Origin of the sequence: Archangium lipolyticum (genome assembly GCF_024623785.1) — a bacterium.
Classification (GTDB): Bacteria; Myxococcota; Myxococcia; order Myxococcales; family Myxococcaceae; genus Archangium; species Archangium lipolyticum.
The window spans coordinates 1-18,228 of sequence record NZ_JANKBZ010000063.1 but is presented as its reverse complement, the minus strand read 5'-3'; the positions used below and the strand labels follow the sequence as shown (position 1 = coordinate 18,228).

Below are 18,228 nucleotides of genomic sequence, written 5' to 3'. Positions count from 1 at the left end.
AGCGAAGCTACTGCTGCCGTCATCTCCTTCCTCATGACTCTATAAGTCATGGAATGCGGCGCACCATTCCCCCGGTTGGCCAAATGTGGCTAATGCTCAGCTCTGGGAGAGGGCGGGGGGTGAGGGTAGTCGGAGCGGTGTACTCGCCCGTGGACACTCACGAGCGGTGGAGCACCAGCACCTGCCGTCCGCGCCCCGGAACGGAGCAGTAAATCCGTAGCACGTCGGGAGCCTCCAGGGGTTCGGCGAGGGACTGGCACCAGCGAAGCAGCTCGAGGAGTGAGGAGTCGTCCTGGAGGAACCACCGTTCATCGGTCGCAACGCGGTGACGGATGCGAGCCAGAGCGGAGGCGGAGATACCGGCGAGAGTGCCCGGCCGAGTAATGAAGTACAGGCGGCGCAGGAACTGAGCGAGGCCGGGCTCGCGCCGGAAGAGCCGGAAGGAGGCGCGCGAGAAGACGAACCGCTGGCCGTCCTGTTCGTGAACGGCCTCACGGTCGAAGTGCCCGGAGCGGAAGTAGCGGGTCCGATACGCCGATGGGTCATAATGCCCGCTCTCGCCCGTGAACCAGGAGAGGTTCTCCTGACGGCGAAGGAACCCGTGAGCGAGGTCATTGGGGTTGCGCTTCACCTCGATGAGGGCGAGCACCTCGACGGGCTGTTCTGGGCGGCGAGGCAGACGGATGAGCAGCTGGTCGAGCTCGGTGCGTGCGGCGCCGAGACCGACGCCCGTGAGCACCCGCAGTCGCGCCGTGGCCTCGGGGCTCTCTCTCCCGATCAGATCGGGCACGATGAAGCTCCATGTGAGCTCGAGGGCCTGTTGCTCGAAGGAGCCACCCGCGTGCCCGGAGCGCTGCCCCTGGTGCGTCAAGAGTTCGGCCAGGTCGCCTTCCGCGCGCTCCAGTCCGAGGCGCGAGCGGAGCTGTTGTAACTCCGCGCGGACCCGGAGCAGCTCCTGCCGTGGAGGGCTCTCTTGGGTCAGCAGTGCCTGCTCCTGTCGAAGCTCCCGCTGCCTGTCCTGAAAGGCATCCAACTTGCGTTGCAGACCGGGCTGTTTTCCTGGCTCGGCCCGTACCATCGCGGCACTGAGCCCGGCAATGGCCTTGCCGGTCCTGGAGAGCTCCTCTTCCACCTGGAGGAGGCGAGCGCCCTGGGGAGAGGCCTCGTCCGCGGCGGTGGCGCGACGATACGCCCGCTCCAGCGCGCGGAGCTCGGGGTGGGCGCGCCGCAGGTCGCGGATGCTGGCGCGCTGAACGAAGACGGGGTCGGACTCCCAGAAGGGCAGTTGTTGGGTGAGCCAGTGGCGGAAGCCCTCCAGGTCGAGGCCGCGGAGGTCGATGGCCTGTTGGAGCAAGCGCTTCAGCGCGCGAGTCCCCCGGCTGACGGTCACTGCGCCTGTCCCATGGGGGCCCATGCTGTTAGGCTCGCGCGTCACACCCGATGTTCAAAGGAGTGGATGCCATGGTGGATTCCCACGCGGCTCCGAAGCACACCGTCGCCGATGAGGGCGATGTCAACGTGATACCTTACAATCTTCCGTGCGTGGCGGCGGCTCGGCCCGGGTCGCGGCAGCTGTCGCCGATGCCCCAGGTCCCGCCGCTCGTCCGTGAGGGCGAGCGCAAGTAGGGCGGAGCGAGTCCAGTACGGGCTCAGGGGGGGAGCACCATGAGGGTGTTCCCCTCTGGGATTTGGAAGTGATGGAAGGTGACGGTGGCGCTGACGTCGAGCGCGCGCACCCAATGCCACCAGCCCACGGGGATGAAGATGAGCTCTCCGGGTTCGAGCACCACCTCCACCATGTGGGCTTCCTGGAAGGCGGAGTGGCGCGAGGGATCGGGGTTCGAGGCATCCACGTGACTGAAGGTGCCGTCGCGGGGGTAGACCCGGTGGGGCTGGAAGGAGGGGATGAGCTTGACGTGTTTGCGGCCGAGGACCTGGGCCAGCAGGACGTTCATCCTGTCATGGTGGAGAGGGGTGAGGGTGCCGGCGGGGCCGAGCAGCAGCGTCATGGAGGGCGGATCGAGCGACGGGTCGATGATGCCTCGGGGTGCGCGGACGTCCTCGCGGAGGGGGCGCAGGCCGTCGCGCTGCCAGTTGTCGTTGCGCGGGACCATGTAGAAGTCGTTGGTCTCGCCGGCCTCGGCGATCATCCGGAGGAACTCCGCCATGCGGACGGTGGAGCGGTGCCGGTCGTGTTCGAAGGAGTGATTCGGGTTGGAGTCGCGGCCGGACATGATCTCCACTTCGGCCTCGCCGCAGGTGTCGCGGAAGTAGTCGAGTGACCAGCGGCGCAGGGCGGGCCAGTCCTCCATGAGCCCCTGGAGCACGACGGGGCGGTGGCCGAAGTAGTAGCGGGTGAAGAACTCCTCGGGGGACAGTCCGGCGCGCTTCTCCACGGTCCGGTGATGTCCCGCCTGGCGGTGGAGCTCGCTGTAGACGTCCATGAGCGACTCCATGCGCGCGTAGCGGCGGGCGATGCCGCGTGCCGCCCGGACGAAGGGGTGTTGATCGGCGGCGGCGACCTCCGCGCGAGCCACCTCCTCGCTCACTCCGGCCGAGAGGAGCGCGGTGGCGACCTCATCGGGAGCCGCGCCCTGGGCGAGATTCTCCGCGAGCCACTGTTGCCACTCGGGTGCGAGACGGGAGCTTCCTGGATGCATGAAGGGGGTCCTGCGGCGGGCGGGAGGAGTTGTTACGAATCTATCCAGGGATGTCAGGCTGGCACATGCCAAAACGTCGCGTCCGGCCAGACAACGTGTATCGAGGAGGAATCATGTCCAAGCCCGGCAGCGCCCAGCACCCGGTGGAACGCGGAACGGTTCGTTCCGGAAGCTTCGAGCTCCACTATTCCATCGAGGGCAGTGGCAGGCCCGCGATCGTGATTGGCAGTGCGGTCTATTACCCGAGGACCTTCTCGGACGAGCTGCGGCGGTCCCTGCGGCTCGTCTGCGTCGACCATCGGGGCTTCGCCCATTCGTCGCAGGAGGCCCCGGCGTCGGAATACACCCTGGACATCCTGCTCGCCGACATCGAGCGGGTGAGGGAGCACCTGGGACTCGAGGACATCATCATCATCGGGCACTCCGCGCATGGCTACCTGGCGCTGGAGTACGCCAAGAAGTATCCGCGTCACGTCTCGCACGTGGTGATGATCGGTACGGGCCCGAGTCACAGCGCCGCCCATACGGAATTGAATGAGCAGTACTGGCGGGAAGCGGTCTGCCCCGAGCGGAAGGCGAAGCAGGAGAGGGACCTGGAGTTGCTTCCTGGGGAGGTCGCCGCGGCGCCGGAGAAACGTTTCATCACCTACTGCCTGCGGATGGGGGCGAGGAGCTGGTACGACCCCGAGTTCGACGCCACGGAGTTGTGGAAGGGCGTCCATGTCAACATGACCATGTTCGACTACGTGTATGGCGAGGTCTTCCGGGACCTCGACATCACGAAGGGGCTGGACGCGCTCGACATCCCCGTCTTCCTGGCGATGGGCCGGTTCGACTACCTGGTGGCGCCCTACTCGGCGTGGCAGCCCTACAGGGCGCACTTCCGGGACCTGACGGTGAGGGTGTTCGACAGGAGCGGGCACACGCCCCAGCTCGAGGAGAGCCGCCTGTTCGATGCCGAGCTGCTCCACTGGCTGGGGTCTCGTCAGCGCGCGTCTTGAGAGGGGTGTGAAGGCGGACCCGCTCCCAGTGGGAGCGGGCTGCCTGGGGCGCGCACTCCAGTCCACTTCAAACCCCAGGCGCTTTTGACCAGACTCGCTCTGGACCGTTCTCGCGACAGGGGGTCGCCCTGGTCAGAGAGGCACCTGGATGGCGAGTACATCAGAGCCGAAGCCCGTAGCCGCTGGAGCACCAGAGTCCTCGGCGCCGGAGGGCCGCCGGCGAGGGCCGCACGTCTGGCTCACGCCGCTGCTGGACGCGTTCCTGTCGGAGCACCTGAGAAAGGCTCCGCCCACGGAGATGCTCCGCCAACGGGTGCTGGTCGGAACCACCCTGTTCGCGCTCGCGTTCTCGGTGGTGTACCTGCTGGCCGTGCCCTTCACGCGCGCCTCGGTCCCCACGATCGTGTCGAGCGTGTTCTACGTCGTGACGCTGGTGCTGGCGCGCAAGGCCCGCTCACTGACCCTGCCGGCGGGCCTGTTGTGCATGGTCGTGTCCGTGGGGCACATGACGGCCATCTACCTGAGCAGACACCCCGAGACGGGGTTCCACGCCGCGACCCTGCTGATCCCCTGCTGCGCGGTGTACCTGCTGGGGCTGCGCCTGGGCTCCTTCGTCACGGTCTTTCTCTTCCTGGCCGTGGGGATTCATCCGTATTACCGGGCGCACTTCACCTCCTATACCAGCGCCATCCCCCTGCCCGAGTTGACGGTCATGCACGCCACCGCGGCCGTCTCCCTGCTGGGCGTGTGGGTGATGAGCTCGCTGTACAGCTCCGCGCAAGGCTCGGCCCAGGAAGCGTTCGAGCGCACCCTGCGCACCTTGCGCGAGAGTGAGGGCAAGCTGTTCAGCCTGGTCGAGAGCACGGATGACCTGGTGTGCTCGCTCGACGCGCACAAGCGCATCATCACGGCGAATGCGGCGCTGCGCCGGACCTACCTCCTGTTTCAGGGCAAGGAGCTCGTCCCGGGGCAGCGGCTCTTCTACCCGAGGTCTCCGGAGGTGCAGGCGCGTTGGGATCCGCTGTTGGACAAGACCCTGGCGGGGGAGCGCATCCGGTTCGAGGAGGATTACACACAGGGGGATGTGCGCATCGTCCTGGACGTCTCCATGAGCCCCATCATCGATGATGAGGGGACGGTGACGGGGATGACGATCTTCAGCAAGGACATCACGGCGCGCAAGTTGGTGGAGACCCGGCTGGGCGAGATGCACCGCAACCTGGTGGAGGTCTCGCGTTACGCGGGCATGGCGGAGGTGGCCACGGGGGTGCTGCACAACGTGGGCAACACGCTCAACAGCGTCAACATCTCGGCGGGCCTGCTGAACGATCAGTTGCGTCACTCGAGGCTGTCCGGCCTGCTCAAGGCCGCGAACCTGCTGCGCGAGCACTCCTTGGACTTCAGCACCTTCCTTACCCGGGATCCGCGCGGCCAGAAGCTCCCGCGCTATCTCATCGCCCTCGCGGAGGCGTTGGAGAAGGAGCGGGAGGTGATGCGCAAGGAGGTGGGCTCACTGACGGAGAGCGTCGAGCACATCAAGTCCATCGTGAGCATGCAGCAGCAGCACGCGCGCGCGGCGGGGGTGGTGGAGCGGCTGCCGGTGCCGCAGCTCATCGAGGAGGCGCTGCGTCTGAACGCCGGGTCGTTTGAGCGCAAGGGCATCCACATCGAGCGGGAGTACGCGGAGGTCCCTCCCATCCTCGTGGATCGGCACAAGCTGTTGCAGATCCTCATCAACCTGTTGAGCAACGCGCGGCATGCGCTGATGGAGAGTGGCACGGCGGACAAGCGCCTGAGCATCCGCATCCGGCTGAGCGAGGGGGGAGACCGGCTCATCATCGAGGTCGCCGACAATGGCGTGGGAATCGCGCCGGAGAACCTGGCGCGGCTGTTCTCGCAGGGCTTCACGACGAAGAAGACGGGGCACGGCTTCGGGCTGCACATCAGCGCGCTGTCCGCCGAGGAGATGAACGGGCGCCTCGGCTGCACGAGCGCGGGGCCTGGGCAGGGAGCCACCTTCACGCTCGAGCTGCCGGTGGATGGCCCCAGCGAGGAGCGGGAGTCCTCGGAGCCCGCGGAGCAGGCCTGACTCAGGCTCCGGTGGTGCCGCGGTCCTTCATGTACTTGTCGAGGGAGGCGCGGGCCTGGGCCTGGACCTTGTTGCGCAGGAAGGGAGACCACCCGAGCAGGAGTCCGACAGGGCCGAGCGATTGCCGGGACCAGGTCCAGAAGTCGAAGCGGTCGGTGTGGCGGAGGATCTTCCCGTCCTTGAATTCGAACTCGGCGTCGATGCGGTTGAGGACCTTCCGCCCGGTGCCGCTGAAGGTATAGCGGGCATCCCAGTGGGCGCGGCCGGTGCGGTCATCGGCCTGGACATCGCGGAAGGAGAGCTCGAGGTCCTTGCCGCGCTCGCAGAGCATCTTCCACATGGAGGTGACCTGGGCGTGGCGGAGGCCGGGGAAGGCGGGGTCGGAGAACTCGGCGTCGGGGTGGTAGCAGGCGGCCATGGCCTGGGCGTCACGGCGTTGGAAGGCGGAGTAGAAGTCGGTGATGAGCTGGGCGTGAGGGTGCATGGAGGGGGTGTTTAGCAGACGTACTCCCGGTATGCCCTGTCCGTTGGAGTCGAGGCGGAAACAAGAGGGGCACAGTCGGGGCTCGCGCGGGGGCGTGCCCGGTGTAGAAGGGGCCTTTCACGGGCGAACACGCAGGGAGAAGAGAAACGGTATGGCTCGCGACATCGTCATCTGGCCCAACAAGGTGCTGACAACGCAGACGAAGCCGGTGACGGACTTCGGGGACACGCTCACGAAGCTGTTGGAGGAGATGTTCGAGTCGATGAAGGAGGCGGAGGGGATAGGGATCGCGGCGAACCAGGTGGGGGTATCGCTGAGGTGTTCGTGGGTGGGGAGGGAGGACGGGACGTTCTTCGAGATCATCAACCCGCAGATCTTGGAGAAGTCGGGGCCGGTGACGTTGGAGGAGGGGTGCCTGTCGGTGCCGGACCAGTACGAGAAGACGCCGCGGTTCCACAAGGTGAAGGTGAAGTACCAGGACCGGGCGGGGGAGTGGCACGAGCTGGAGGCGGAGGGGAGGCTGGCGCACGTGCTGCAGCACGAGATCGATCACCTGGACGGGCACGTCTTCGTGGATCACCTGTCGAACCTGAAGCGAGGGCTGATCCTGGAGAAGATGAAGAAGCTGCAGAAGGCGTTGAGCCGAAGGAAGGAAGCAAAGAAGGAGGATTAGCCCCAATCCCCCCTAACTCCCTCTCCCTCTGGGAGAGGGTCGGGGTGAGGGTATAAGGTCCCCGGGTTCCGCCCGAGCCAGAAGCCCGAGGTTCAAAGGGCGGAGCTATTGAGGCTGGCGCGAAGGGCGGTGCGGAGGGAGGCGAGGAGGCGTTCGGAGAGGGAGCGGTAGGAGTCCCCGGCCTCTCCGGGAAAGACTAGGTCATTCCAGGCGCCGATGCCGCCGAAGACATCGGAAGCGGCGGCGCAGAGGGCGAGCTGGATGGCGGGAGCAGGGAGTCCGTTGAGGAGGAGGAGCTCGGCGAGGTCCTCGAGGGGCTGTGGCTCGAGGGTCAAGCGGAGGAGGGCGCGGCGGAAGTGCTTGGACCAGGAGCGGAGGCCCTGGGCCTGGGCGAAGTCGCGCATGGCCTCGAGGGATGAGGAGAGGTCGGAGCGGGCGGAGTCGAGGTCACGCTCGAGGTCCAGCTCGGAGCCGGGACCGGCGTAGAGGAATTCGAAGGACAGGCTGGAGGAGCGGGGAGAGGGGGCGAAGAATGCGTTCCAGCTCTCCACGTCGGAGGCCTCAGGGGGCAGCTCGGCGGAGGAGGCGTACTCCACGGCGGCGCCGGAGGACATGAAGCGCTCGACGATGTCCTGCATCTCGTGGGGAGAGCGGGAGGCGAGGTGGCCCTCGAGACTTTCGAGCGGGAGGTTGAGCTCACGGGCGAGGGCCTCGGAGAGGGCGGCGGCGTTCTTGCGGCTCAGGATGAAGGAGTAGAGCTGGGGGCCGGCGATGTCATGGAGGAGGGGCTGGACCTCGCGGGGGACGAAGCGCTCGATGCGCTGCCCATCGGAGTAGAGGAGGAAGCCGAGGCCGCCGTTGCCGATGGCGTCGCGGACCTCGAGGGGGAGGCCGGCGAGACGGGGATCGGAGGGGCCACCTGGGGGGAAGGGAGCGAGCCAGAGGCGAGCGGAGGGAGCGGGGCGGTTCTCCAACCATTCTTCGAAGAACATGTGCTCGCCGCCGGGGTCCACGAGGGTGACGCGGGAGTCGAAGGGGCTCTGGTAGCGGAGGCGGAGGCCCATGAGTGCCTCGACGGCATCCCAGCGGATCTTCGATGGCTCGCGGAGGGCGCGGTTGCCAGTGGAGACGAGGACGGCGGAGCAGATGTCGATGGGACGCATGGTGAACAGGCTACACCAGGGGCGAAAGGAGCTGCCCTGGCGCGAGGGGCGAGGGGCGTGGTGGAGTTGGGACTCCCTGGAGCCAGGAGTGGAGCCCCCATGGAGACAGCCGAACTGCTTGCGATGGCCGGTGCGGTGGTGGTGGGTGGAGGGGTGTGTTGCGCGGTGGGGTTGAGGATGAGCTACCGGCGGGTGGGGCCTGGGGAGGCGCTGGTGATCGAGCGGGGTTCGAGGCCGACGCGGGTGAGCTTTGGGGGAGCGGTGGTGTGGCCGATGTTGGACCGGGCGGAGGTGTTGGACCTGTCGGTGAGGAAGGTGGTGGTGGAGAGGAGGGGAAGACAGGGGCTGTCGTGCCGGGATGGGATCCGGGTGGACGTGAGGGCGACGTTCCTGGTGAAGGTGGAGAGGAGACCGGAGGACGTGCTGAGGGTGGCGAGGGAGGTGGGGTGTGCGAGGGCGAACCGTTCGGAGGAGGTGCAGGCGCTATTGGAGGAGAGGTTCGCGTGCGCGTTGGCGAACTCGGCGAGCACGTTCAACATCGACGAGTTGTTGGCGGACCGGAGCCTGTTCATCGACCACGTGAAGGTGGAGTTGGGGAACGAGCTATTGGGCTTCAAGCTGGAGAGGATGTCGCTGGGGAGACTGGAGCAGACGCCGTTGGACCAGTTGGATCCGACGAACGTGCTGGATGCCCAGGGGATCCTGAAGCTGACGGAGCGAGCGACGAAGCTGGCGGTGGAGACGAGCGGGTTGAAGCACCAGCCGTGGATGGGGCCGAGGGAGCGGAAGGAGGAGGAGGGAAGGGGAGGGGAAGACGAGCTGGAGAGGGAAGTCGAGCGAGCGTTGGCGCAATCGAGAACCAACTGATCGCAGCACCCTCTCCCTCTGGGAGAGGGCTGGGGTGAGGGTCTACGCGGGAGTCGAGACTCGAGGTTCCGGTGTCCTACGAGCGGAACCGAGAGCAATCGATCTCATACTTGGAGACCTTGTAATTGACGATGCGCTCGGTGGTGCGGAGGAGCCGAGCGGCCTTGGCGCGATTGCCGCGGGTGGTCTTCAAGGCATCAGCGATCAAATCCTTTTCGAACTGCTGAACGGCGTCGGTCAAGGACGTACTGGTAACGGTCTCGGAGGCCTCGGCGGTCTGCAGGGTTGGCGGAAGGTGGTGTCCATGGATGGCATTGCCATCGCAGACGAGGACAGCGCGTTCGATGATGTTCTCGAGCTCGCGGACATTGCCGGGCCAGTGGTAGCTGACGAGCATGTCGATGGCTGGGGTGGAGATGCGGCGGATGTTCTTGCCGTGTTCGCGGGAGTACTTGGCGACGAAGTGGTCGGCGAGGAGGAGGAGGTCTGACTTGCGCTCGCGGAGGGGAGGGATGAAGAGGGTGAAGACGTTGAGGCGGTAGTAGAGGTCCTCGCGGAAGGACTTCTCGGAGATGGCGGTTTCGAGGTCCTTGTTGGTGGCGGCGATGAGGCGGACGTTTGCCTTGAGGGTTTCGGTGCCGCCGACGCGTTCGAACTCACGCTCCTGGAGGACGCGGAGGAGCTTGACCTGGGTGGAGGGGTTGACCTCGCCGATCTCATCGAGGAAGAGGGTGCCGCCCTCGGCGAGCTCGAAGCGGCCGCGCTTGCGGGCCTGGGCGCCGGTGAAGGCGCCCTTTTCGTAGCCGAAGAGCTCGGACTCGATGAGGGTTTCGGGGAGGGCGGCGCAGTTGACGCGGATGAAGGGCTTCTTGGCGCGGGTGGAGTTGTAGTGGATGGCGTGGGCGATGAGCTCCTTGCCGGTGCCGGACTCGCCGCGGATGAGGACGGTGGTGGTGGTGCGGGCGACCTGGTGGATCTGCTCGTACACCTGTCGCATGGGGCCGGAGGTGCCGATGATGTTGGAGAAGTCGTAGCGCTCGCGCAGCTCCTGGCGGAGGGTGGTGTTCTCCTCGAGGAGCTTCTTGCGTTCGTCCTCGAGGAGGCGGTGGGCGGCGAGGGCCTGGCCGATCATGGAGGCGATGACGCTGAAGAGGCGGGTCTCCTCCTCGTAGTCGCGGCCCTTGTCGAAGAGCAGGTCCACGCCGAGGGCGCCGACGGGCTTGCGGTGGAGGAGGATGGGGACGCAGATGAAGGAGGACTCCGGGCCACCGTCCTTGCGGCCGCGGAAGGCGCGGTGGAGGAAGAGGGGCTCGCGGCTGATCTCGGGGACGACGATGGGCCTGGAGCTCTGGACGACGCGGCCGGTGATGCCCTCGCCGAGCCGGTAGCGGGCCTTGCGGCCCTCGGCGCTCAAGCCGATGGAGGCCTCGATGTAGAGGTCATCGGCGTTGGGATCCTTCAGGGTCACGGTACCGCGGACGACGCCGTGGTAGCGCTCGAGCCGTTCCAGCACGCGGTGGAGGGCGGCCTTGAGATCGTTGGCGCCGGCCAGGGCCTGGCTGACCTCCAGGAGGCTGGCCAGGGCGGGGGGCTTGCCCTGCTGCTCGTCTGCTCGCTTCGCCATCGTGTGTTGCTCCTGCGGAACGGGTCTCCGAGGGGGCCCGGAGGGATTCTGACAATTTTGTCGGCTTTGGGCCAAAGAGCTACGAAATTGTAGGTGAGACCGTCGCAGGGGGTGAGAGCAGGCGGGCGGGGAAGTGTCCGGGGCGCGGCATTCGGAGGGTCTCCATCCGTTGGGTTCCCATCACGGGGTGGACCGGGAGCGGTGGGAGCCCGGCCCTTGCGTCGGAACGCCGGGACACTTCCGACAATTTTGTAGGAAGCTCGCGCATCTCCTACGAAATTGTCGGACTTGCGGAAGGCCCTTCCACGAGGGCGCGAGGCCGGTTCCCTCTCATTTCGAGGGTTTCCGTCGAGCCCTCCGCCGCGTGAGGCCGTTGGCACCGCATCTGCAAAAGAGAGTGGGCAAGACAGGCGGTCCGGTAGGGCCGCCGAGAGACCCGGCCCCGGAGCGGGCACATGTGGAGGACGTTGAATGCCTAAGGTGATGGCGGAGTACATCTGGATCGACGGGCAGAAGCCGACGGCGAAGCTGCGGTCGAAGATGAAGGTGTTGGAGGGCGAGGTCCGGAGCGTCTCCGAGTTGCCGGACTGGAGCTTCGACGGTTCGAGCACGTATCAGGCCGAGGGCAAGAAGAGCGACCTGATGCTGCGGCCGGTGCGTTACATCCCGAACCCGCTGCGGCCGGGGACACCGGACATCCTGGTGCTGTGCGAGGTGATGAACCCGGATGGGAGCCCGCACTGGAGCAACACGCGGGCGCCGCTGCGGGTGGTGGCGGAGAAGCACGCGGCGGAGGACACGTGGTTCGGCATGGAGCAGGAGTACACGCTCTTCGAGGGCAACCGTCCGCTGGGCTGGCCGGACAAGGGTTTCCCGGCGCCGCAGGGTGGCTACTACTGTGGCGTGGGCAGTGACGAGGTGTTCGGGCGCAAGCTGGTGGAGGCGCACGCCGAGGCGTGTCTGCGCGCGGGCATCAAGCTGTGCGGCACGAACGCCGAGGTGATGCCCGCGCAGTGGGAGTTCCAGATTGGCCCCCTCTCGCCGCTGGAGATGGCGGACGAGCTGTGGCTGGCGCGCTGGCTGCTGTACCGGATGGGCGAGGAGTACGGCATCAGCGCCACGCTGCACCCCAAGCCGGTGAAGGGTGACTGGAACGGGACGGGCTGCCACACGAACGTGAGCACGAAGGCGATGCGCGAGCCGGGCGGCATCAAGGTCATCGAGGCGGCGTGCGAGAAGCTGCGCGCGCGGCACGAGGCGCACATCCAGGTGTACGGCGCGCACAACACGGAGCGCCTGACGGGTCTGCACGAGACGGCGCCGATCAACGTGTTCCGTTACGGCGTGAGCGACCGTGGCTCGTCCATCCGCATCCCGCTGGGGACGGCGAACGACGGCAAGGGTTACTTCGAGGACCGTCGTCCCGCGGCGAACTGCGACCCGTACGAGGTGTGCCGCATCATGCTTGAGACGATCTGCGGCTGAGATCGTCCAGAAGGACTCCTTGGGGTAAGGAGGCGCGGGCCTGGCGGGCGGGAGGTGTCGGGCTTCCCGTCCGTCGGGCCTGGCGTATTTTTTGGCCCCGGGGCTGGCGTATGTTTCCGGTCGAGTGGAGCGGGCCTTGGTGGATTCAGGGGGCCGCTCGCGCTGGCCGGAGCGCCGTTGCGGCGCATCGGGGCCCGTTCCGCTCACTTGGGCCGCCGGTGCAGGCAGGTCAGCCGCCGGTATAGGCGATGCGGTAGATGATGCCGTTGGAGTCGTCGGTGACGAGCAGTGAGCCATCGGTGGCCACGGCGGTGCCGACGAGTCGTCCGAAGTGGGCGCGGCCGTCCTTGAGGAGCCAGCCGGAGACGAAGTCCTCGAAGGCGAGCGGGTTGCCCTGCGGGTCGAAGCGGATGCGCACGAGCTTGTAGCCGGTGGGCGGGTTGCGGTTCCACGAGCCACGCAGGGCGAGGAAGGCGTCGTTGCGGAACTCGGTGGGGAACTGGGAGCCCGTGTAGAAGGTGAGGGTCATGGGCGCGGAGTGGCCCTGGTAGTCGAGCGTGGACGGCCGGGTGCGAGCGCAGTAGTCGGCGCGGGCCTGGTCGTTGGGAGGCTCGGCGGAGACGAAGGGGTCCACCTCCTGCTTGCCGGCGCAGAAGGGCCAGCCGTAGTCGCCGCCCTCTTCGAGCAGGTTGAGCTCCTCGGGAGGGAAGTCATCGCCGCGGCTGTCGGAGCCATGGTCCATGCCCCAGAGCTGGCCGGTGGAGGGGTGCCAGGCGAAGCCGATGGTGTTGCGCAGCCCGCGAGCGAAGACGGAGCGGGCGCCGGTGGCCGGGTCGACGCGCAGCAGGGTGGCATGTTCGGGGTTGCTCTCCGCGCAGGCGTTGCAGGTGCTGCCGATGGAGAGGTAGAGCCTGCCATCGGGGCCGAAGGCCAGGGTGCGGTTGGAGTGCTGGCCGCCATCCGGCAGGTCGCCGATGAGCTCGCGAGGCGTGGAGAGCGTGCCATCGGGGCGGATGTCCGCGACGTAGAGCTGCTTGACGGTGACCATGTAGAGCTGGTTGCCGCGCAGCGCGAGCCCATGGACGCCGCTGTCCTTCTGGCCGAGCCCGGTGAGGGCGGGGGTCTGCTGGTCGGCGCGCCCATCGCCGTTGGTATCGCGCAGGAGGGTGACGCGGCCGGCCTCGCGCTCGGTGACGTAGACGGTGCCATCGGGGCGGACGGCGAGGACGCGCGGGTTGCTGAGGCCCTGGGCGAAGACGTTGATGCTGAAGCCGGGGCGCACGGAGAGCTGGCGCAGACGCTCGTCGTTGAAGTCGCGTTTGGCGGGGCGGACGAGGTTGTTCTCCGCGGAGACGGCGCGGACCTGGGCCTGGGTGGGAGGGACCTGGGGCGTGGGGACACGGGCCTCCTGTCCGGGAGTGTTCGGGGATTCGCGGACCGAGGGCGGAGCGGAGCCGGACGAGCAGGCGAGCGTGAGGAGTGGCAGCAACCAGCGGAGAGGGGGACGGGCGAGCGTCGTGATCATGGCGAGCGACGCTAGGGACGAGTGCTGGATGTGGAAGGCTGCGGCGAGAGGGAGTGATGGATGGAGGGCACTCATGCGGACGAGCCCTCGTCGGGTGTTCGTGGCTACCCCGGTACCTAGCTTCTGACGTGTCGGTGATTGGACAGGGACACAAGGAGGGACGCCATGGGTGAGTGGACGGACAAGCTGAAGGGGAAGGTGAAGGAGACGGCGGGCGTGGCCACGGGAGACCGTGAGCTGGAGGCCGAGGGCAAGAAGGACACCCTCAAGGGCAACGTGAAGGAGAAGATCGAGGACGCGAAGCGGGTCATCAAGGATGCCGATGACGAGGTGAAGGGGCGTCGGTAGCTGGAGCGTCTTCAGGAGAGGCCATTGAAGGCAGGCCATTGAAGCCCGAGCGGGCCGCGGGGAGTCACTCCCGTGGCCCGCTCGTCTTTTCTCAGGGAGGTACGGCATGGATGCCAGGCTGGAGCAGCTCCTCGAGCCCCGGTACGACCGGGTGCGCCGCCACGGACCGGAGAGGGCGAACGAGGAGATCCTACGGAAGGCACGCGAGCGAATGGCCCGTGATGCGAGCCGGCCATTGGACGAGGTGGAGGAGCGGTTGAGGGAACTGGACCGCGAGTGGGACCTCGAGCGGTCGTTGCAGGTGAACGCGGCGGCGTGGTCGCTGGTGGGACTGGTATTGGGGGCGACGGGGGACCGGAGGTGGCTGGTGGTGCCGGGAGTGGTGGCGGGACTGCTGCTGCAGTACGGGTTGACGGGGTGGTGCCCGCCGGTCTCGGTGCTGCGCCTGCTGGGGTGCCGCACGAGAGGTGAAGTCGAGGCGGAGAAGCTCGCGCTTCGGGTGCGGAGAGGAGACTTCAAGGGGCTGGATGAGGGTCACTCGGCGAGCTCGGAGGGGCCGGGCTGGGGGTGAGCGATGAACGAAAGCTCACAGTGGGAGTGATGGAGCGGGAGGGTCGAGCACCGCGTCACATCTGACTGGAAGAAACTCTGATCGAGGGTGGTGGCCCGGGAAGCGAGGGCCGCCACGTACCGGGCCGAGCGCCGGAGGAGACGATCGTGAGCACTTCCAGGATCAACGACCCGCTGAAGGGCACGGTAACCGGTCCGAGACAGGGAGCGGTGGGAGGAAGCAACGTGCTCGCCGCGGGTGCTCCGGTGAAGCGTCAGGTCACGCTGGTGTACGACGCGGGGCCGCATGACGGGCTCACGAACCTGCAGGTGAAGGGCAGTTGGGACGCGGCGGGCCGCTACAGCGCGCAGTGGAGCGCGCGCCCCATTCCGATGAAGCCCGTGGGGGACGGCAAGTGGGCGGTGACGGTGGAGGTGCTCGACGATGGCCAGCCGCACGACTGGGAGTGGGGCGTCATGGCGGACGGCCCCGCGGGCAAGAGCCAGTGGGCGGTGATGAGCGAGGGCAACCTGAAGCTGGACCTGAAGAAGCCCACGAGCACGTACGCGCCGACGACGTACCACGAGATGGGGGCGAGACGTTCGGGTGAGGACGCCACGTTCAAGTTCTGGGCGCCGAACGCGAAGGGTGTGCGGGTGAAGGTGACGGACGCCGAGGGGCGGGTGCGGCGCTTCCCGATGGAGCGGGATGAAGGGGGCAACTGGTCGGCGAGGGTGGAGGGCGGGTGGAAGGAGCTGGTGGGCCAGTCCTACGTCTACGAGGTGGAGGACTCGGCGGGGGAGACGAGCGAGCGGCCGGACCCGTACGCGCGGGAGATGATGGGTGAGCAGCGGGGCCTGTCGCGGATGCACCTGGACGCGAAGACGGGCAGGGAGGTGAACCGCTACGCGCCGGGCAACGTCGAGCTGATGCGCTTCGACATCGACGACGAGGAAGACGCGCACAGCGCGTACCTGGTGTTGAAGGACGAGGGGGGCCGGAGGCTGAGTGGGGAGGAGCTGCGGAAGCGGCTCGGGGACTTCGACGCCTCGTTGGTGGACAAGCTGCGAGACGGGAGGTTCAACGACTTCTGGGCGAGGAACGTCGAGCCGGACGGCCGTATCCGGATGACGAACCACGGAGGGGCGTGGACGGTGCTGGTGAACGACCCGGGGAACCTGGTGGGGCTGCGCTACGAGCTGCAGGTCTACGAGCGGGACGAGAAGGGCGAGCTGCGGCTGAGGGATGACGGGAACCGGGATGGGCGGCTGAGCGATGGGGAGCGCCAGAAGTCACCGAACAACGATCCGTGGAGTGACGTCATCACGGAGGGGAGTGGGGTGACGTTCCGGGGTTCGGTCATCACGGATCCGGCGAGCTACACGTGGAAGAACGACGGGGCGCCGAGGGAGAAGGACCCGAGCAGGTGGGTGGTGTACCAGCTGCACGTGGGGAGCTTCCTGGGCGAGGCGGGGAACGGGGATCGTTCGACGTTGGAGGACGCAGGGGCGAAGCTGGACTACTTCAAGAAACTGGGGGTGACGACGCTGGAGCTGTTGCCGGTGAACGAGGTGGAGGGGAACCGGAACTGGGGCTACCTGGGGGTGAACAGTCTGGCGGTGGAGAGCGCGTTGGGCTTCGAGGACGAGGAAGGCAGGTGGGTGAGCGGGACGGAGGCGCTGAAGCGCTTCATCGACGAGGCTCACGGGAGGGGGCTGAACGTCATCGCGGACGTGGTCTACAACCACGTGCACGGGGACTACAACGGGCTGTGGAACCTGGGGGGAGCGGAGAACCCGTACTTCAATTGGTCAAAGGAGCCGGGGAAGTTCGAGCAGCGGGACACGCCGTGGGGAGCTGTGCCGGCGTATTGGAACCCGAAGGTGAAGCAGTTCTTCGTGGACCACGCGGTGGCGCAGGTGGAGGAGCTGCACTTCGACGGGCTGCGCTTCGACTTCACGGAACCCATCAAGGGAGTGGGGGGGAGGGACGGGTGGGAGCTGCTGCGGGAGATCAACCGTCAGGTGCACTTCTTCAACCCGGACGTTTGGACGGTGGCGGAGCAGTTCGACTACGACCCGAGCATCTCGAGGCCGGCCCAGAAAGACGGCACGGGAGGGGGCTTCGACGCGCAGTGGTACACGGAGTTCCAGCACCGGTTGGTGAATGACAATGGGAAGCCGGGGCTGCTCCAGGCGGCGGCGCGCGGGTGGAAGACGGACATGGACGCGTTCATGTCGATGCTGACGAACCCGCGGGGGCTGGACGGGTGGAAGAAGGCGTTGACCATCATCTCGAACCACGACGAGGTGGGAAACGCGCAGCGGACGATGAACACGGCGGAGGGGGAGCGGCCGACGGACTTCCCGGAGCAGTGGTCTCGGAACGCGGCGCGGTTCGTTGGGGGAATGGGGATGGCGGGCCCGGGCATCCCGATGTTCTTCCAGGGAGACGAGTTCGGGGCGCAGAACGACTTCCGGTGGGGCAATCCGTCCACGTGGGACAGCGATTGGAGTTGGGAGTCGCTGGGGAAGGACTGGGACTGGGACAAGGTGACGTTCAACGACGTGCGGAAGGCGAGCTACGAGCGCCTTTTCCCGGTGGCACCGGAGGTGCGGGCGAAGGACGGGGAGTACCAGGGCCTGTCGGAGGAGGACCGGAAGGTCTTCGAGTGCCTGGCGGCGATGCCGGTGGAGCGGAGGACGGAGGCGATGCTGGACATCACGCGTCGGCAGAGCTTCCACTTCTACCGGGACGCGATCGCGCTACGTCGCTCGAGCCCGGCCTTCCAGGCGGACGGGGAAGTGCACCGGGTGTACACGCACGACGAGGACTCGGTGGTGGCTTTCACGCGCAAGGCGGGGAGCGAGGAGTACCTCGTGGTGGGGAGCCTGAACCGGAAGAACCTGGAGGGCTACCCGATGTCGTTGCCGCCGGGGAGATGGAAGGAAGTGCTGAACAGCGACGCGGCGGTGTACGGGGGAAACAACTTCGGCAACTACGGAGCGACGCTGAGCGGGGGGATCACGAAGGTGAACATCCCCTCGGCTGGCTACGTGGTCTTCAGGAGGGAGTAGCGTGGGGCAGGCTGCTCACCTGCTCACCAGGTGCGGAGCGAAGGTGCCCCATAGGTGTAGTGGGGCGCTGGAAGTCTCCTGGGTGGGGAAGAGCTCCCGTTTTCCCGTGGGTTGTCCTACTGAAACCGACGCCGTGCAGCTTTCGTGGATCAACCAGCCCGATTGAGCATTTGACGACCAGGCAACAAAGCGTTAGGTATCGGTTCCCTTGGCACGACGGGCTGGCGCAACGGCGCTGCATGCCCCCGAGCTGAGGGTTGGGAGTGGTGGGTCGGAAGGGCTGAAAGACGGAATAAGGAGTCGACGAAGCGGAGTTGACTCTCAACGCGGCGGTGGTAGAAGCCGCCTCCCCCGAAACGGCGAAGTCGCGCAGGCGACAAAGCCGGGTTGGCGGGAAGAAGAGAGTCGACGAAGGTGGTTGACTCCCAACGCGGCGGTGGTAGAAGCCGCGCCCCCTCGGACGGACAGGCGAAGTCGCACTGGCGACGGAGTCCCCCGGACGAAGCAGTGACAGACGAAATACGAAGTCGACGAAGCGAGTTGACTCCCAACGCGGTGGTGGTAGAAGCCGCCTCCCTCCGAAACGGCGAAAGTCGCACTGGCGACAGAGTCGAGCCGGCGGGAAGAAGAGAGTCGACGAAGCGAGTTGACACGGGAAGCGGAAGCGAAGTAGGTTCCGCGC

General features: G+C 66.9%; 15 protein-coding genes. 9 read left to right on the top strand and 6 right to left on the bottom strand.

The genetic code is table 11. The annotated features are described in order from the left end of the window. Positions 1-157: 157 nt before the first annotated feature. Complete coding sequence (locus tag NR810_RS51475; RefSeq protein WP_257463528.1) at positions 158-1,390, bottom strand: hypothetical protein; 1,233 nt, start codon at positions 1,388-1,390, stop codon at positions 158-160. A 71-nt stretch (positions 1,391-1,461) separates the two neighbouring features. Here NR810_RS51475 and NR810_RS51470 point away from each other — a divergent pair, with 71 nt between their 5' ends. Next, complete coding sequence (locus NR810_RS51470; RefSeq protein WP_257463527.1) at positions 1,462-1,626, top strand: hypothetical protein; 165 nt, start codon at positions 1,462-1,464, stop codon at positions 1,624-1,626. A 23-nt stretch (positions 1,627-1,649) separates the two neighbouring features. On the opposite strand, the gene NR810_RS51465 is transcribed toward NR810_RS51470, so the two are convergent. Further along, complete coding sequence (locus tag NR810_RS51465) at positions 1,650-2,660, bottom strand: cupin-like domain-containing protein (RefSeq protein WP_257463526.1); 1,011 nt, start codon at positions 2,658-2,660, stop codon at positions 1,650-1,652. A 113-nt stretch (positions 2,661-2,773) separates the two neighbouring features. On the opposite strand from NR810_RS51465, the gene NR810_RS51460 reads away from it, so the two are divergent. Next, positions 2,774-3,661, top strand: a complete 888-nt coding sequence (locus NR810_RS51460) for an alpha/beta fold hydrolase (RefSeq protein WP_257463525.1) — start codon at positions 2,774-2,776, stop codon at positions 3,659-3,661. 148 nt (positions 3,662-3,809) lie between these two features. Next, the gene (locus NR810_RS51455; RefSeq protein WP_257463524.1) at positions 3,810-5,750 is read left to right on the top strand and encodes an ATP-binding protein; all 1,941 of its coding nucleotides are present in this window, start codon (positions 3,810-3,812) and stop codon (positions 5,748-5,750) included. 1 nt (position 5,751) lies between these two features. On the opposite strand, the gene NR810_RS51450 is transcribed toward NR810_RS51455, so the two are convergent. After that, positions 5,752-6,234, bottom strand: a complete 483-nt coding sequence (locus tag NR810_RS51450; RefSeq protein ID WP_257463523.1) for a nuclear transport factor 2 family protein — start codon at positions 6,232-6,234, stop codon at positions 5,752-5,754. A 151-nt stretch (positions 6,235-6,385) separates the two neighbouring features. Here NR810_RS51450 and def point away from each other — a divergent pair, with 151 nt between their 5' ends. Next, entirely contained in the window at positions 6,386-6,907 is a 522-nt protein-coding gene (def, locus tag NR810_RS51445) for a peptide deformylase (protein WP_257463522.1), read from the top strand. Between the two features lie 92 nt (positions 6,908-6,999). Here def and NR810_RS51440 read toward each other — a convergent pair whose 3' ends face one another. Then, positions 7,000-8,070 carry a hypothetical protein gene (locus tag NR810_RS51440; RefSeq protein ID WP_257463521.1) on the bottom strand — a complete coding sequence of 357 codons (1,071 nt, stop codon included), beginning with the start codon at positions 8,068-8,070 and terminating at the stop codon, positions 7,000-7,002. A gap of 99 nt (positions 8,071-8,169) precedes the next feature. Here NR810_RS51440 and NR810_RS51435 point away from each other — a divergent pair, with 99 nt between their 5' ends. Beyond that, positions 8,170-8,937 (top strand): SPFH domain-containing protein, encoded by a 768-nt coding sequence (locus tag NR810_RS51435; RefSeq protein ID WP_257463520.1) that lies wholly within the window; start codon positions 8,170-8,172, stop codon positions 8,935-8,937. Between the two features lie 76 nt (positions 8,938-9,013). Here NR810_RS51435 and NR810_RS51430 read toward each other — a convergent pair whose 3' ends face one another. Beyond that, the gene (locus tag NR810_RS51430; protein WP_257463519.1) at positions 9,014-10,561 is read right to left on the bottom strand and encodes a sigma-54 interaction domain-containing protein; all 1,548 of its coding nucleotides are present in this window, start codon (positions 10,559-10,561) and stop codon (positions 9,014-9,016) included. Between the two features lie 471 nt (positions 10,562-11,032). On the opposite strand from NR810_RS51430, the gene glnII reads away from it, so the two are divergent. Next, positions 11,033-12,046: a glutamine synthetase GlnII gene (glnII, locus tag NR810_RS51425; protein WP_257463518.1), complete on the top strand. Its 1,014-nt coding sequence runs from the start codon at positions 11,033-11,035 to the stop codon at positions 12,044-12,046. Positions 12,047-12,275: 229 nt separating this feature from the next. On the opposite strand, the gene NR810_RS51420 is transcribed toward glnII, so the two are convergent. Next, positions 12,276-13,571, bottom strand: coding sequence for a PQQ-dependent sugar dehydrogenase (locus NR810_RS51420; RefSeq protein WP_257463517.1), 1,296 nt, complete (start codon positions 13,569-13,571; stop codon positions 12,276-12,278). A 165-nt stretch (positions 13,572-13,736) separates the two neighbouring features. On the opposite strand from NR810_RS51420, the gene NR810_RS51415 reads away from it, so the two are divergent. From NR810_RS51415 to NR810_RS51405, 3 genes are all read left to right on the top strand, one after another. Continuing rightward, positions 13,737-13,919: a CsbD family protein gene (locus tag NR810_RS51415; RefSeq protein ID WP_204224235.1), complete on the top strand. Its 183-nt coding sequence runs from the start codon at positions 13,737-13,739 to the stop codon at positions 13,917-13,919. Between the two features lie 106 nt (positions 13,920-14,025). Continuing rightward, a complete protein-coding gene (locus NR810_RS51410; protein ID WP_257463516.1) occupies positions 14,026-14,490 on the top strand; it encodes a YgaP family membrane protein in 465 nt (154 codons plus the stop codon). A 146-nt stretch (positions 14,491-14,636) separates the two neighbouring features. Then, positions 14,637-17,546 (top strand): alpha-amylase family glycosyl hydrolase, encoded by a 2,910-nt coding sequence (locus NR810_RS51405; RefSeq protein WP_257463515.1) that lies wholly within the window; start codon positions 14,637-14,639, stop codon positions 17,544-17,546. Positions 17,547-18,228 lie beyond the last annotated feature (682 nt).

Excerpts from the sequence above, each read along its gene's own strand:
- NR810_RS51470 (WP_257463527.1), top strand. The coding sequence starts at position 1,462 with ATGGTGGATTCCCACGCGGCTCCGAAGCACACCGTCGCCGATGAGGGC.
- NR810_RS51420 (WP_257463517.1), bottom strand. The coding sequence starts at position 13,571 with ATGATCACGACGCTCGCCCGTCCCCCTCTCCGCTGGTTGCTGCCACTC.
- NR810_RS51460 (WP_257463525.1), top strand. The coding sequence starts at position 2,774 with ATGTCCAAGCCCGGCAGCGCCCAGCACCCGGTGGAACGCGGAACGGTT.
- NR810_RS51465 (WP_257463526.1), bottom strand. The coding sequence starts at position 2,660 with ATGCATCCAGGAAGCTCCCGTCTCGCACCCGAGTGGCAACAGTGGCTC.
- glnII (WP_257463518.1), top strand. The coding sequence starts at position 11,033 with ATGCCTAAGGTGATGGCGGAGTACATCTGGATCGACGGGCAGAAGCCG.
- NR810_RS51455 (WP_257463524.1), top strand. The coding sequence starts at position 3,810 with ATGGCGAGTACATCAGAGCCGAAGCCCGTAGCCGCTGGAGCACCAGAG.
- NR810_RS51430 (WP_257463519.1), bottom strand. The coding sequence starts at position 10,561 with ATGGCGAAGCGAGCAGACGAGCAGCAGGGCAAGCCCCCCGCCCTGGCC.
- NR810_RS51440 (WP_257463521.1), bottom strand. The coding sequence starts at position 8,070 with ATGCGTCCCATCGACATCTGCTCCGCCGTCCTCGTCTCCACTGGCAAC.
- NR810_RS51415 (WP_204224235.1), top strand. The coding sequence starts at position 13,737 with ATGGGTGAGTGGACGGACAAGCTGAAGGGGAAGGTGAAGGAGACGGCG.
- NR810_RS51410 (WP_257463516.1), top strand. The coding sequence starts at position 14,026 with ATGGATGCCAGGCTGGAGCAGCTCCTCGAGCCCCGGTACGACCGGGTG.
- def (WP_257463522.1), top strand. The coding sequence starts at position 6,386 with ATGGCTCGCGACATCGTCATCTGGCCCAACAAGGTGCTGACAACGCAG.
- NR810_RS51435 (WP_257463520.1), top strand. The coding sequence starts at position 8,170 with ATGGAGACAGCCGAACTGCTTGCGATGGCCGGTGCGGTGGTGGTGGGT.
- NR810_RS51450 (WP_257463523.1), bottom strand. The coding sequence starts at position 6,234 with ATGCACCCTCACGCCCAGCTCATCACCGACTTCTACTCCGCCTTCCAA.